Genomic DNA, 13,143 nt, shown 5'->3' with positions numbered 1-13,143 from the left:
GCTCCGGCGGCCTCGGCGGGTGCGCGGGGCGTGGGGGGACGGTGGGGCGTGGGGGGTGGGAGGCGCGGCGCGCTTCCGTGCTCATGCACCCCCCGTTTCGTCGTGCCCGCCCGGCACGGACTCGTCCCGGGTAGAGATACCCGCACGGACGACGCGTCATCCCGGCCCGGACCTCCGTCCGGCGCCGCTCCGCCGTCGTGCGTGCGCGTCACTCTACGGCGTGGTCCGCGTCGGACGGGAACCAGTCCGCACGGCCGCGGCATCTGCCCGGAACATCCCCTACCGTGCGGTAATCCCGTCTGGCAGGCTGCGCTCATGACTGCGCGCGCCGCCGACCGGGCCCGTTACGACCGGGCCACCGCCCACCTCGACGCCCCCTTCGCGATCGTGGACCTGGAGGCCTTCGACGCCAACGCGGACGATCTGGTCCGCAGGGCCGGCGGGAAGCCGGTCCGGGTCGCGAGCAAGTCCGTACGCTGCCGCGCGCTGCTCGAACGGGTCCTGGCCCGGGACGGTTTCGCGGGCGTCATGTCGTTCACGCTCGCCGAGTCCCTGTGGCTGGCCCGCTCCGGTTTCGACGACGTCCTGCTGGCCTACCCCTCCGCCGACCGCGCCCGCTACGCGGAGCTCGCCGCCGATCCCAAGCTCGCCGCCGCCGTCACGGTCATGGTCGACGATCCGGCGCAGCTCGACCTGATCGACGCCTCCCGCGCGGGCGGCGACGAAGTGGTGCGTGTGTGCCTGGAGTTGGACACGTCCCTGAAGCTGTTCGGCGGGCGGGTGCGGATCGGCGCCCGGCGTTCCCCGCTGCACTCCCCCGACCGGGTCGCCGGGTTCGCGCGCGCGGTGGCCCGGCGGCCCGGCTTCGAGCTCGTCGGGATCATGGCGTACGAGGGTCATGTGGCCGGTGTCGGCGACGCGGTGGCCGGGCGGCCGCTGCGGTCGCGGGCGGTGCGGCTGATGCAGGCCGCCGCGCGCCGTGAACTCGCCGAGCGGCGGGCCGCGGTGGTGCGGGCGGTGCGGGAGGTCGTACCGGATCTGGAGTTCGTCAACGGCGGCGGCACGGGCAGTGTGCAGCACACCGCCGCGGAGGACGCGGTCACCGAGATCGCGGCCGGTTCGGGGCTGTACGTGCCGCGTCTGTTCGACAACTACACGTCGTTCAGCGGGCGTCCGGCGGCCCTGTTCGCCCTGCCCGTGGTACGGCGGCCCGGTGTCGGCGTGGTGACGGTGCTGGGCGGGGGCTATCCGGCGTCGGGCGCGGCCGGTGCGGACCGGCTGCCGGTGCCGTATCTGCCGGAAGGGCTGAAGTACGACCCGCAGGAGGGGGCCGGCGAGGTGCAGACGCCGCTGCTGGGCTCGCCCGCCGACGATCTGCTGATCGGCGACAAGGTGTGGTTCCGGCACGCCAAGGCGGGCGAGCTGTGCGAACGGTTCGACGCGCTGCACCTGGTGGAGGGCGACGCGGTGACGGCGACCGTGCCGACGTACCGGGGCGAGGGCCACACGTTCCTGTAGCGGCTCAGTCCGCCGGGCCGATGCTGCTGCCGACGCCGCCGCCGGAGGCCGTGTCGTCGACCGAGCGGATGCCCTCGGTGATGCGGTCCATGTCGGCCGGGGGCGGGCCGTCCTCCCCGGCGTCGAAGACGTAGCGGACGAGGACCGGGGAGCCGGTGCCGACGCTGGAGGGGAACACCAGTGACTGCACGTAGCCGCCGGGCCCCTTGGCGGTGGTGACGCGCCAGCGCACGAGGTACCCGGCGCGGCCCGCCACCGCGACCGGGCCGGACTTCACGAGCTCGTGGGACTCCAGGCCGCCGTAGGGGCGTTGGCCGAGGGTGTCCTTGTCGAAGGCCGCGTCGGCCGCGTCGGAGATGTCCTCCTTGGCGAGCGCCTCGGGTGAGGTCTCGTCGTTCCCGGTGACGGTGCGGGAGATGACGAGGCCGTGCCGGCAGACGGTGCCGTCGCCGGGGCAGTCGTAGGTGCCGTCGGTGGTCATGACGACGTCGTCCTGGGGCACGTTCTCGGGCCGGACCCAGCCGTCGAGGAGCGGGAAGGTGATCCCGTTGAGCTGGTCCTCGACGACGTCCGGGTCACCGGCGGGCGACTCGGACCCGGACGGTGACGGCGACGGGGGCCCGGGGACGGACGTGGTGGCCGTCGGACCGGTGCGCGTCTCCGGGTCGCCGTCGTCCCCGCCGAGGAGCACCGCGCCGGTGACGACCGCCGCGACCAGCACGGCCCCGGCGGTGGTGAGCGCGACCGCCTTCGTGCGGCCGGTGCCGCCGGTGGGCGGGGCCGGCGGCACGGCGGGAGCCCCGGGCGTGCGCCGGTGCTCGGTCCAGGCCGTGCCGTCCCACCAGCGTTCCAGGTGCGGGGCGTGCGGGTCGCGGTACCAGCCGGGCGGGGGCGTCATGCTCATCCGGGCACTGTAACGACGAGCGCTACAGCGGTGTGACGTACGCCCCCGAGATCCCGCCGTCCACCAGGAAGTCGGTGGCGTTGACGAAGGAGGAGTCGTCGCTGGCCAGGAAGGCGACGGCGGCGGCGATCTCCTCGGCCTCGGCGAACCGGCCGAGCGGGATGTGCACCAGACGGCGGGCGGCGCGCTCGGGGTCCTTGGCGAACAGTTCCCGCAGGAGCGGGGTGTTGACCGGGCCGGGGCACAGGGCGTTGACGCGAATGCCCTCGCGGGCGAACTGCACGCCGAGTTCCCGGGACATGGCGAGGACTCCGCCCTTGGAGGCGGTGTACGAGATCTGCGAGGTCGCCGCGCCCATCCGGGCCACGAAGGACGCGGTGTTGATGATGGAGCCCTTGCCCTGGCGCCGCATGTAGGGGATGGCGGCCTTGCAGCACAGGTAGACGGAGGTCAGGTTGACCTCCTGGACGCGCTTCCAGGCGTCCAGCCCCGTCTCCAGGATGGAGTCGTCGTCGGGCGGGGAGATCCCGGCGTTGTTGAAGGCGACGTCGACGCTGCCGTAGGTGTCGTACGCGGTCCTGAACAGCGCCTCGACCTGCTCGGGGTCGGTGACGTCGACGTTCACGAAGGTGCCGCCGGTCTCCTCGGCCGCGGCCTTGCCGCGTGCCTCGTCCACGTCGCCGCAGACGACGTGCGCGCCCTCGGAGGCGAGCCGGCGGGCGGTGGCGAGGCCGATGCCGCTGCCGGCTCCGGTGACGACGGCGGTGCGGCCGGCCAGTCGGCGGCAGATGTTCTCTTCGCTCATGTGCCCTCAGGCCTCCGTGCTGATGAAGACGTTCTTGGTTTCGGTGAAGGCGGTCAGCGCGTCGGGGCCGAGCTCGCGGCCGACGCCGGACTGCTTGAACCCGCCGAAGGGGGTCCAGTAGCGGACGCTGGAGTGGGAGTTGACGGAGAGGTTTCCGGCGCGGACCGCCCGGGAGACGCGCAGGGCGCGGCCGACGTCCCGGGTCCAGACCGAGCCCGAGAGGCCGTAGTCGGTGGCGTTGGCCAGGCGTACGGCGTCGGCCTCGTCGTCGAAGGGGAGGACGACGGCGACGGGGCCGAACACCTCCTCGACGGCGACGCGGGACCGCGGGCCGACGCCGGTGAGGACGGTGGGCGGGAACCAGTGGCCGGGCCCCTCGGGGGCCTTGCCGCGGATGCCGTCGAGGTCGTCGGTGACGTAGGAGCGGACGCGGGCGAGCTGGCCGGCGGAGATCAGCGGGCCCATGTCCACGTTCTCGTCGGCCGGGTCGCCCACCCGGACCGCCTCGATCGCCGGGGCGAGCAGCTCCAGGAACCGGTCGTGCGCGGAACGCTCGACGAGGATGCGGGTGCGGGCGCAGCAGTCCTGGCCGGCGTTGTCGAGGAAGGACATGGGGGCGGCGGCCGCGGCGGCCTCCAGGTCGGCGTCGGCGAAGACGATGTTGGGGCTCTTGCCGCCGAGTTCGAGGGTGACGCGCTTGAGGCGGTCCGCGCCCTTGGCCCACACCCGCTTGCCCACGGCGGTCGACCCGGTGAACACGATCTTGGCGACGCCGGGGTGCTCGACGAGGGCGTTCCCGGCGACGGGACCGTGTCCGGGGAGCACCTGGAACAGGCCCTCGGGCAGGCCCGCCTCCAGGGCGAGTCCGGCGAGGCGGAGAGCGGTGAGGGGGGTGGTCTCGGCGGGTTTGAGGAGCACCGCGTTGCCGGCGGCGAGGGCGGGTGCGGTGCCCCAGGCCGCGATGGGCATGGGGAAGTTCCAGGGGGCGATGACGCCGACGACGCCGAGCGGTTCGAGGAAGGTGACGTTCACCCCGCCCGGGACCGGGATCTGGCGGCCGGTGAGGCGCTCCACTCCCCCGGCCGCGTAGTCGAGCAGGTCGCGGACGTTGCCCGCCTCCCAGCGGGCGTTGCCGAGGGTGTGGCCGGCCTCGCGGACCTCCAGGCGGGCCAGTTCCTCGATGTGCCCGTCGACCGTGGCGGCGAACCGGCGCAGCAGCCGGGCCCGGTCACCGGGCGCGAGGGCGGCCCACGCGGTCTGCGCGCGGGCGGCGCGTACGACGGCGGCGTCGACGTCGGCGGGGCCGGCGGCCGGGACGGTGGCGATCACCTCCTCGGTCGCGGGGTTGTGGACCTGGAGCTCATGGGGCTGGTCGGACAAGGAGGGCCTCACATGCGTTCGAAGGAGCGGCGCAGCTCCCAGTCGGTGACCGCGGCGTCGAAGGCGTCGGTCTCGACGCGCGCCATGTTGCGGTAGTGCGCGACGACCTCGTCGCCGAAGGCCGCCTTGGCGATCGCGCTGTTCTCCCACAGCTCGGCGGCCTCGCGCAGGGTGGTGGGGACGTGCTCGAAGCCGGCGGTGTAGGCGTTGCCGGGGCAGGGCTCGGGCAGCTCCAGTTTCTGCTCGATGCCGTACAGCCCGGCCGCGACCATGCCGGCCACGGCGAGGTGCGGGTTGACGTCGCCGCCGGGCAGCCGGTTCTCGAAGCGCAGGGAGCGGCCGTGGCCGACCACGCGCAGCGCGCAGGTGCGGTTGTCGCGGCCCCAGGCGACGGCGGTCGGGGCGAAGGAGCCCGGCTGGAACCGCTTGTAGGAGTTGATGTGCGGGGCGTAGAGCAGGGAGAACTCGCGGAGCGCGGCGAGCTGCCCGGCGAGGAAGTGGCGCATGACCTCGGACATGGCGTCCGGCTCCTCGGCGGAGTCCGGCATGGCGCTGCCGCCGGCCGCGTCCGCGAGGGAGAGGTGGATGTGGCAGGAGTTGCCCTCGCGCTCGTTGTACTTGGCCATGAAGGTGATCGAGACGCCCTCCTGGGCGGCGATCTCCTTGGCGCCGGTCTTGTAGACGGCGTGCTGGTCGCAGGTGACCAGGGCCTCGTCGTAGCGGAAGGCGATCTCGTGCTGGCCGGGGTTGCACTCGCCCTTGGCGGACTCGACGGTGAGTCCGGCGGCGGCCATCTCGTTGCGGATGCGGCGCAGCAGGGGTTCGATGCGGCCGGTGCCGAGCACCGAGTAGTCGACGTTGTACTGGTTGGCGGGGGTGAGCCCGCGGTAGCCGGCGTCCCAGGCCTGTTCGTAGGTGTCCTTGAAGACGATGAACTCCAGCTCGGTGCCGACCTGGGCGGTGTAGCCGAGGGCGGCGAGGCGGTCCAGCTGGCGGCGCAGTATCTGCCGGGGGGCGGCGACGACCGGGGAGCCGTCGGCCCAGGCGAGGTCGGCGACGACCAGGGCGGTGCCCTCGTTCCAGGGCACCCGGCGCAGGGTGTCGAGGTCGGGGTACATGGCGAAGTCGCCGTAGCCGGTCTCCCAGGAGGACATGGCGTAGCCGTCGACGGTGTTCATGTCGGCGTCGACGGCGAGCAGGTAGTCGCAGCCCTCGGTGCCGTGCCGGAGCACCTCGTCGAGGAAGAAGCGCGCGGCGAACCGCTTGCCCTGGAGCCGCCCCTGCATGTCGGGGAAGGCCAGGACGACGGTATCGATCTCACCGCCGGCGACGAGGGCGTGCAGCTCCTCGACGGTGAGCGGGGGTGTGCGGTCTGCCACGGGAGAGCCTCCTCGGGCTTCTGCGGGCTTCTACGGTCTTCTTCGCTCGGGCCGGGAGCCATAAGGTATTGCCGAGAACCATTGCTTGGGAAGGGGGCACGGCCGGATGCCGGAAGATGCGGTCGGTGCGGTCGGCGCGGTCGGGGACCGCCTGGCGCCGGTGCTGCGGCAGGTCCGCGCGGGCAACGGCTTCGAGGAGGCGCTGGAGCAGATCCTCCAGGTGGTGCGGCTGGGCCTGGTGGCGGGCGGGGAGCGGCTGCCGGCCGAGCGGGAGCTGGCGGAGCGGCTGGGGATCAGCCGGGTGACGCTGCGCGAGGTGCTGAAGGTGCTCCAGGACCAGGGCCTGGTGGAGTCGCGGCGCGGCCGGTACGGCGGAACGTTCGTGCTGCCCCGCCCGACGGACACCGGCGAGGAGGAGCTGCGGCGGCGGATCGCCGAGGTCGACATCGAGGACGTGCTGCGCTTCCGGGAGGTGCTGGAGGTGGGCGCGGCGGGGCTGTGCGCGGCGCACGGGCTGACGGAGGAGCAGGCGGCGCGGCTGCGCGCGGCGCTGTCCGGCACGCAGGAGGCGCCGCTGAGCGACTACCGGCGCCTGGACACGCTGTTCCACCTCACCCTGGCGGAGCTGTGCGGCTCGCCGACGCTGACCGCGCAGTACGCGGCGGTACGGGCGACGGTGAACGACCTGCTGGACTGCATCCCGCTGCTGGTGCGCAACCTGGAGCACTCGCAGCGGCAGCACGCGGCACTGGTCGAGGCGGTGCTGGAGGGGGACGCGGACGGGGCGAGGGAGATGACGCGCGAGCACTGCGCGGGGACGGCGGCGCTGCTGCGGGGGTTCCTGGCGTGAGGGCGTGACGGAAGCGGGTTCACCGCGGTTTGACGCACGGGGCTTGCGCTCGCGGCGTCCGCGCCACGAAGGTATGGGCCCACAAAGGTCTGGATCCGTTCCATTGCCCCCTGCCGTCGCCGCCTCCTGGGGAGTCGCCTTGTGAGCCTTCCATCCGCGTCCCGTGAACCGGCCGGTGAGCCGGACGACTACCTCGAACGCAGGAAGCTGCGCCGCGGCAGCGCCGGCTGGCTGCTGCTGACCGGCCTCGGCGTCGCCTACGTCGTGTCCGGCGACTACTCGGGCTGGAACTTCGGCCTGGCCGAGGGCGGCTTCGGCGGCCTGGCGATCGCCATGGTGCTGATGGGCGCCATGTACACCTGCATGGTCTTCGCCCTGGCCGAGCTGTCGTCGGTCCTGCCCACGGCCGGCGGCGGCTACGGCTTCGCCCGCCGGGCGCTCGGACCGTGGGGCGGCTTCCTCACCGGGACCGCGATCCTCATCGAGTACGTCCTCGCGCCCGCCGCGATCTCCATCTTCATCGGCGACTACGTCGAGTCGCTGGGCCTGTTCGGCCTGGAGTCCGGCTGGCCGGTGTACCTGGCCTGCTTCATCGTCTTCATCGGCATCCATCTGTGGGGCGTGGGCGAGGCGCTGCGCTTCAGCTTCGTCGTCACGGGCATCGCGGTGGCGGCGCTGGTGGTGTTCGCGCTGGGGGCGCTGCCCGAGTTCGACGCCTCCTCGCTGGACGACATCCCGGTGGACTCCTCGGCGTTCGGCGCGAACTCCTGGCTGCCGATGGGGCTGCTGGGCATCTGGGCGGCGTTCCCGTTCGGCATGTGGTTCTTCCTGGGCGTGGAGGGCGTACCGCTGGCCGCCGAGGAGACCAGGGAACCGGCCCGTACGCTGCCGAGGGCGATCCGCTGGTCCATGGGCATCCTGGTGGTGCTGGCCGTGGTGACCTTCTTCGCGGCGGCCGGGGCGCGCGGCTCGGCGGCGGTCCAGGACGCGGGCAACCCGCTGGTGGAGGCGCTCCAGCCGGACGGCGAGGCGACGGCGCTGAGCCGGATCGTGAACTACGCGGGCCTCGCGGGACTGGTCGCGTCGTTCTTCTCGCTGATCTACGCCGGTTCGCGCCAGCTCTTCGCGCTGTCCCGCGCGGGCTACCTGCCGAAGTTCCTCTCCCTCACCAGCGGCCGCAGGGCGCCCTACCTCGGTCTGCTGGTGCCGGGCGCGATCGGCTTCGCGCTGGCCGCCGGGACGGGCAACGGCGCGCGCATGCTGAACATCGCCGTCTTCGGCGCGACGATCTCGTACGCGCTGATGTCCCTCTCGCACATCGTGCTGCGCCGCCGGGAGCCGGAGCTGCCGCGGCCGTACCGCACGCCGGGCGGGGTGCTCACCTCGTCGGTGGCGCTGGTGCTGGCCTGTGCGGCGCTGGTGGCGACGTTCCTGGTGGACGTGACGGCGGCGTTCATCGCGCTGGCGGTCTACATCGTGGCCGTGGCGTACTTCGGTCTCTACAGCCGCAAGCACCTGGTGGCGAAGGCGCCGGAGGAGGAATTCGCGGCGCTGGCGGCGGCCGAGGCAGAGTTGTCACGGGACTGAGGTGCGGGAAAGGTGATCGGCATGACGGCCAGGCCACTCATCGGCATCAGCACGTACGCGGAGTCCGGTGTGCGCTGGGGAGTGTGGCGACTGGACGCCGTGCTGCTGCCGGCCGGCTATCCGCGGCTGGTGCAGCGGGCGGGCGGACTGGCCGCGATGCTCCCGCCGGACGCGCCGCAGCGGGCGGCGGCGACCGTGGCCCGGCTCGACGGCCTGGTCGTCGCGGGCGGCCCGGACGTGGAACCCGTCCACTACGGCGCCGAGCCCGGCCCGCGCACGGGACCGCCCGCCCGGGCGCGGGACGCCTGGGAACTCGCCCTGATCGAGGCGGCCCTGGACCGCCGGATCCCGCTGCTGGGCATCTGCCGGGGCATGCAGCTCCTGAACGTCGCCCTGGGCGGCACCCTGGTCCAGCACATCGACGGCCACGCGGAGGTGCCGGGCACCTTCGGCCGCCACCCGGTCAAGCCGGTCCCCGGCACGCTCTACGCCGGCATCGCCCCGGAACAGACCTCCGTCCCCACCTACCACCACCAGTCGGTGGACCGCCTGGGCACGAACCTGATCCCGTCGGCGTACGCGGAGGACGGCACGGTGGAGGCGATCGAACTCGCAACATCCCCTTGGACTCTGGGCGTCCAATGGCACCCGGAGATGGGAAACGACCTACGCGTCATGCAAGCCCTGACCACAGCGGCCTCCGCACTCCGCGGGCAGCCCTCGCCGCCGTAACCGCGGGCAGCCGTGCCGCGCCCTCCGCGCCTCCGCGGGCAATCGTGCCTCCCCCAGTGCCTTAAAGGCCTGGGAGGTGCCCCAGCGGCACGGGTGGGCGATGGGGGTACCTCCCGCTCATGGGGGTCCCTCCCGCTCGAGCGAAGCCGAGAGTGGGGGAGGAGCCGAGAGTGGGGGAGGCACCCCGCAAGCGCCGGGCAGCGCGACCCACCCCCGCTCAGTCACAACGGGGAGCACCCGGCAAACGCCCGCCGCTCACCCTCGCGTCAGCGACAACAGATCCCGCGCCGGCCCGGTCGGCCGATGCCCCGTGGGCCACACCGCACGCAGGTCGCGGGCCAGGGCAATACCGTTCACCGGGATACGGACCAGTCGCCGCATCGCCAGCTCCTCCCCCACCGCGAGTTCGCTGAGCACCGCCGGTCCGGCGCCGCCGACGGCAGCTGCCTTGACGGCGGTCGTGGAGGAGAGCTCGATCAGCGGCCGGGCCAACCCTCCCAGCGCCGCGTCCAGCACCTGCCGCGTCCCCGACCCCTTCTCCCGCAGGATCAACGGCGTACTCGCCAACTCCTCCGCCGCGATCGGCCGCCGCCGGCGGGCCCACGCGTGCGACGGCGCCGCGACCACGATCAGCCGGTCATGGGCGATCACCGCGGAATCCAGCCCCGCCGACACCGTGAGCCCCTCCACGAACCCCACGTCCGCCTCCCCCGCCAGCAGCCGCTCCGCCACCGCCGCCGAGTTCCCGGCCAGCAGCGACACCGCCGTGTCCGGCCGGTCCGCGCGCAGCGCGAGCAGCCATCCCGGCAGCAGGTACTCGGCGATCGTCATGCTCGCCGCCACCCGCAGCCGTGAGTCCCTGCGGTCCCGCAGCGCCTGCGCGCCCGCGTCGAAGGCCTCCGCCGCCTCCACGATCCGCCGCGCCCAGTCGGTGACCAGCGCCCCCGCGTCGGTCAGCCGCGACCCGCGCGGCGAGCGGTCGACGAGTGCCACCCCGAGCTGCCGTTCCATCGACCGGATCCGGCTGCTGGCGGCGGGCTGGGTGATGCCCAGCTCCCGCGCCGCCCCGCCCAGGCTCCCCAGCCGCGCCACCGCCAGCAGCAGCTCCAGCGCCCCGAGGTCCGGCACCCGGTGAGCCAGGGACCCCGGGCTCGCGGAGCGGTACCCCGGATGGTCGTGGTCATCCGTTGTGCTCATAAGCCCAGCTTATGCCGCCATAGAGGGGTGCTCCCTGGTGGCGGTGGTCCGCCGGCCCGACCGTATGACCATGGTCACCGCGATCCGGCCCCTGCCACCCCTCCCCCGTGCCACCGCACGGCCCCCGCGCGCCGCCGCCGTCCGTCACCTCGGACCCAACTGGTACGCCTGCGTGATGGGCACCGCCATCGTCGCCGGAGCGGGCGCCGCGCTCCCCGCGCACGTGCCCGTCCCGCGCCCCGCGCTCACCACCGTCTGGGCGCTGTCCCTCGCCCTCCTGGCGGTCCTGCTCGCCGCCCGCGCCCTGCACTGGGCCCACCACCGCGACCGGGCCCGCGCCCACCTCCTCGACCCCGCCGTGGCGCCCTTCTACGGCTGTCTCTCCATGGCCCTGCTGGCCGTCGGCGGCGGCGCCCTGACCGTCGGGCGGGACTGGATCGGGCTGCGCGCGGCCGTCGTCCTCGACGCCGTGCTGTTCACCGCCGGTACGGCCGTCGGGCTGGCCGCCGCCGTGGCCGTCCCGTACCTCATGGCCGTACGCCACCGGGTGACGGCGCGGGAGGCGACGCCCGTCTGGCTGCTGCCGCTGGTCGCGCCCATGGTGTCCGCCGCGCTCGGGCCCCGCCTGGTGCCGCACCTCCCGGAGGGCCAGCCCCGCGCCACCCTGCTGCTCGCCTGTGTCGCGCTGTTCGGGGTCAGTCTCCTCGCCACCCTGATGACGCTGCCGCTGGTCTTCGGCCGGCTGATCACCCACGGTCCGCTGCCCCTCCCGCTCACCCCGTCGCTGTTCCTGGTGCTCGGACCGCTCGGCCAGTCCACGACCGCCGTCGGCGCCTTCTCGGACATCGCCCCGGGGGTCGTACCGGCGCCGTACGACGAGGGCTTCCGCGTGCTCGCCGTCCTGTACGGGGTGCCCGTCACGGGGTTCGCGCTGCTGTGGCTCTGCCTCGCCGCCGCGCATGTCGTACGGGCGTGGCGGCGGGGCATGCGCTTCGCGATGACGTGGTGGTCGTTCACGTTCCCGGTGGGCACCTGTGTCACCGGCGCCGGGGCCCTCGCCTCGCACACCGGGCTGCTCGCCTACGACGTACTGGCGCTCGCCCTGTACGCCCTGCTGGCCGGTGCCTGGGCCACCGCCGCCTGGTGCACGGCGCGCGGGCTGTTCAGCGGCGCGCTGCTCGCAGGGCCCGCCCCAGTACCGCCGGCGCCCCGGTCAGCGACGGCCCGTACCAGGTGAGGTGCCGGCCGTCGACGAGGGCGCAGGGCAGGCCGGGGAAGGCCTCCGGGCCGTCGTCGGCGGTGAAGCGGTAGGGCTCGTCGGGGAGGACCACCACATCGGGGCCCGCCGCGCGCAGCGCGTCGAGCGGGACGCGCGGATAGCGCTCCGGGTGGTCCGCGTAGAGGTGGTCGACGCCGAGGCGGGAGAGCAGGTCGCCCGCGAAGGTGTCCCGGCCCAGCACCATCCAGGGGCGCCGCCAGACGGGCACGACCGCCGTGCGGCGCTCGGTGGGCGCGGGCGGCGCCGCCCAGGCCGCCTCGGCCTCGTCCAGCCAGCGGGGGCGGGCCCGTACCCCGCACGCCGTGAGCACCCGGTCCAGTTCGCGGAAGGCCTGGGGCAGCGTCCGCACCTCCGTCACCAGCACGTCGAGGCCCGCCGCGCGCAGGGCCGCCAGGTCGCTCTCGCGGTTCTCCTCCTCGTTGGCGATCACCAGATCGGGGGCGAGCGCGACGATCCGGTCCACCTTCGGGTTCTTCGTGCCGCCGACGCGTACGACGTCCAGACCGGCCGGGTGCGTGCACCAGTCGGTGGCGCCGGCCAGGGCGTCGGGGGCGGAGAGCGCCACGGCCTCCGTCAGCGAGGGGACGAGGGAGACGACCCTGGCGGGACTCATCGGCGGGGCTTGTCCCGCAGCGCCTCGATGTGCTCGGCGACGGCGACGACCAGCAGCCGTGTCTCCGGGACCGTGGCCCGCCAGCGGTGCCGGACGCCTCCGGTGAGGTACAGGGTGTCGCCGCGGCCGAGGCGGTACGCGCGGCCCTCCGCCTCGATCTCCACCGCGCCGTCCGCCACGTACATCAACTGGTCGTTGCGGAACTGGAGTTCACGGCCGGCGTCATGGTCGCCGGTGAACTCGGAGGCGTGCATCTGGTGGTGGCCGCGCACCAGGGAGCGCACCCGCGGTTCCGTCCACGGCTCGGCGCCCTCGGCGCGGACGACGTCCACGCTGCACGCGGGGTCGGCGGCGGCGAGGAGCTCCACGGCGGTGGTGCGCAGGGCGTCGGCGACCTTCTCCAGGGAGCTCTGGCTGGGACGCGCCCGCTCGTTCTCGATCTGGCTGAGGAACGGGACCGACAGGCCGCTGCGCTCGGCCACGACGGCGAGGGTGAGGTCCAGCGCACGGCGTCGCCGCCGCACGGCCGCGCCCACCCGCAGGGGCTGTTCCTTGTGGTCGCCCATCGCTCCGGCTCCCTCCTCCGCCGATCGTCCCGCACCCCGTGCGCCGCGGACCCGGCGCACTCCTTCTCGTGGGTTGTCTGCACCCTACGCATGTTCGGCAAACCGTTTCAGGCGCCTGTCACGTCGCCGTCACACGTGACCGGCGCCGACCCGCCAGTTCACGCCAGCCGCCCCGCGGGTCCCCCGGTCCCTCCCGCGCGCGATAAGGGGTGTTCCCGCCATTGTTCCCCTCGCACGGCGGAAGGTCACCAGGAGGTCCGGGGAGGGCGTCGCGCTGCGTGGTTGTCCGGATTCCTACCGTGTTCCCGCCCGGTTCCGGACATGCCCGAGGGG

Annotated in this window: 12 protein-coding genes; 5 read left to right on the top strand and 7 right to left on the bottom strand. The window is 73.9% G+C overall.

Annotated elements, in window-relative coordinates:
* Window positions 1-315: 315 nt before the first annotated feature.
* Complete coding sequence (locus tag ACZ62B_RS25460; protein ID WP_468720333.1) at window positions 316-1,518, top strand: amino acid deaminase/aldolase; 1,203 nt, start codon at window positions 316-318, stop codon at window positions 1,516-1,518.
* 4 nt (window positions 1,519-1,522) lie between these two features.
* Here the strand turns inward: ACZ62B_RS25460 and ACZ62B_RS25455 are convergent, their stop codons facing one another.
* From ACZ62B_RS25455 to ACZ62B_RS25440, 4 genes are read right to left on the bottom strand one after another with little or no spacing between them, the layout of a single operon-like run.
* Window positions 1,523-2,416, bottom strand: a complete 894-nt coding sequence (locus ACZ62B_RS25455; RefSeq protein WP_468887963.1) for a DUF2510 domain-containing protein — start codon at window positions 2,414-2,416, stop codon at window positions 1,523-1,525.
* Window positions 2,417-2,444: 28 nt separating this feature from the next.
* Window positions 2,445-3,227 carry a 3-oxoacyl-ACP reductase gene (locus ACZ62B_RS25450; RefSeq protein WP_468720331.1) on the bottom strand — a complete coding sequence of 261 codons (783 nt, stop codon included), beginning with the start codon at window positions 3,225-3,227 and terminating at the stop codon, window positions 2,445-2,447.
* A gap of 6 nt (window positions 3,228-3,233) precedes the next feature.
* The gene (locus ACZ62B_RS25445; RefSeq protein WP_468720329.1) at window positions 3,234-4,607 is read right to left on the bottom strand and encodes an aldehyde dehydrogenase family protein; all 1,374 of its coding nucleotides are present in this window, start codon (window positions 4,605-4,607) and stop codon (window positions 3,234-3,236) included.
* An 8-nt stretch (window positions 4,608-4,615) separates the two neighbouring features.
* A complete protein-coding gene (locus ACZ62B_RS25440) occupies window positions 4,616-5,986 on the bottom strand; it encodes a glutamine synthetase family protein (RefSeq protein ID WP_344560534.1) in 1,371 nt (456 codons plus the stop codon).
* 106 nt (window positions 5,987-6,092) lie between these two features.
* Here ACZ62B_RS25440 and ACZ62B_RS25435 point away from each other — a divergent pair, with 106 nt between their 5' ends.
* The 3 genes from ACZ62B_RS25435 to ACZ62B_RS25425 all read left to right on the top strand — a co-directional run bounded on the left by ACZ62B_RS25435 (window position 6,093) and on the right by ACZ62B_RS25425 (window position 9,155).
* Entirely contained in the window at window positions 6,093-6,836 is a 744-nt protein-coding gene (locus ACZ62B_RS25435; protein WP_468720327.1) for a FadR/GntR family transcriptional regulator, read from the top strand.
* Window positions 6,837-6,977: 141 nt separating this feature from the next.
* Window positions 6,978-8,423 (top strand): ethanolamine permease, encoded by a 1,446-nt coding sequence (gene eat / locus ACZ62B_RS25430; RefSeq protein ID WP_344560532.1) that lies wholly within the window; start codon window positions 6,978-6,980, stop codon window positions 8,421-8,423.
* A 21-nt stretch (window positions 8,424-8,444) separates the two neighbouring features.
* Entirely contained in the window at window positions 8,445-9,155 is a 711-nt protein-coding gene (locus tag ACZ62B_RS25425; RefSeq protein WP_344560531.1) for a gamma-glutamyl-gamma-aminobutyrate hydrolase family protein, read from the top strand.
* Window positions 9,156-9,410: 255 nt separating this feature from the next.
* Here the strand turns inward: ACZ62B_RS25425 and ACZ62B_RS25420 are convergent, their stop codons facing one another.
* Window positions 9,411-10,352 carry a LysR family transcriptional regulator gene (locus tag ACZ62B_RS25420; protein ID WP_468720323.1) on the bottom strand — a complete coding sequence of 314 codons (942 nt, stop codon included), beginning with the start codon at window positions 10,350-10,352 and terminating at the stop codon, window positions 9,411-9,413.
* A 70-nt stretch (window positions 10,353-10,422) separates the two neighbouring features.
* On the opposite strand from ACZ62B_RS25420, the gene ACZ62B_RS25415 reads away from it, so the two are divergent.
* Complete coding sequence (locus tag ACZ62B_RS25415; RefSeq protein ID WP_344560529.1) at window positions 10,423-11,589, top strand: TDT family transporter; 1,167 nt, start codon at window positions 10,423-10,425, stop codon at window positions 11,587-11,589.
* On the opposite strand, the gene ACZ62B_RS25410 is transcribed toward ACZ62B_RS25415, so the two are convergent.
* A complete protein-coding gene (locus tag ACZ62B_RS25410) occupies window positions 11,516-12,244 on the bottom strand; it encodes a helical backbone metal receptor (RefSeq protein ID WP_468720320.1) in 729 nt (242 codons plus the stop codon). The genes ACZ62B_RS25415 and ACZ62B_RS25410 overlap by 74 nt on opposite strands.
* Complete coding sequence (locus ACZ62B_RS25405; RefSeq protein ID WP_468720318.1) at window positions 12,241-12,810, bottom strand: helix-turn-helix domain-containing protein; 570 nt, start codon at window positions 12,808-12,810, stop codon at window positions 12,241-12,243. The genes ACZ62B_RS25410 and ACZ62B_RS25405 overlap by 4 nt, the downstream gene beginning before the upstream one ends.
* Window positions 12,811-13,143 lie beyond the last annotated feature (333 nt).

The organism is Streptomyces sp. NPDC053426 (genome assembly GCF_055585405.1).
Note: the sequence above shows the minus strand (reverse complement) of the source record. Positions and strands in the feature narration are given on the sequence as shown.

What these genes read in the sequence shown, in the direction of transcription:
- ACZ62B_RS25455 (WP_468887963.1), bottom strand. Translation starts at nt 2,416, where the DNA reads ATGACGCCCCCGCCCGGCTGGTACCGCGACCCGCACGCCCCGCACCTG.
- ACZ62B_RS25435 (WP_468720327.1), top strand. Translation starts at nt 6,093, where the DNA reads ATGCCGGAAGATGCGGTCGGTGCGGTCGGCGCGGTCGGGGACCGCCTG.
- ACZ62B_RS25415 (WP_344560529.1), top strand. Translation starts at nt 10,423, where the DNA reads ATGGTCACCGCGATCCGGCCCCTGCCACCCCTCCCCCGTGCCACCGCA.
- ACZ62B_RS25420 (WP_468720323.1), bottom strand. Translation starts at nt 10,352, where the DNA reads ATGAGCACAACGGATGACCACGACCATCCGGGGTACCGCTCCGCGAGC.
- ACZ62B_RS25460 (WP_468720333.1), top strand. Translation starts at nt 316, where the DNA reads ATGACTGCGCGCGCCGCCGACCGGGCCCGTTACGACCGGGCCACCGCC.
- ACZ62B_RS25450 (WP_468720331.1), bottom strand. Translation starts at nt 3,227, where the DNA reads ATGAGCGAAGAGAACATCTGCCGCCGACTGGCCGGCCGCACCGCCGTC.
- ACZ62B_RS25405 (WP_468720318.1), bottom strand. Translation starts at nt 12,810, where the DNA reads ATGGGCGACCACAAGGAACAGCCCCTGCGGGTGGGCGCGGCCGTGCGG.
- ACZ62B_RS25410 (WP_468720320.1), bottom strand. Translation starts at nt 12,244, where the DNA reads ATGAGTCCCGCCAGGGTCGTCTCCCTCGTCCCCTCGCTGACGGAGGCC.
- ACZ62B_RS25425 (WP_344560531.1), top strand. Translation starts at nt 8,445, where the DNA reads ATGACGGCCAGGCCACTCATCGGCATCAGCACGTACGCGGAGTCCGGT.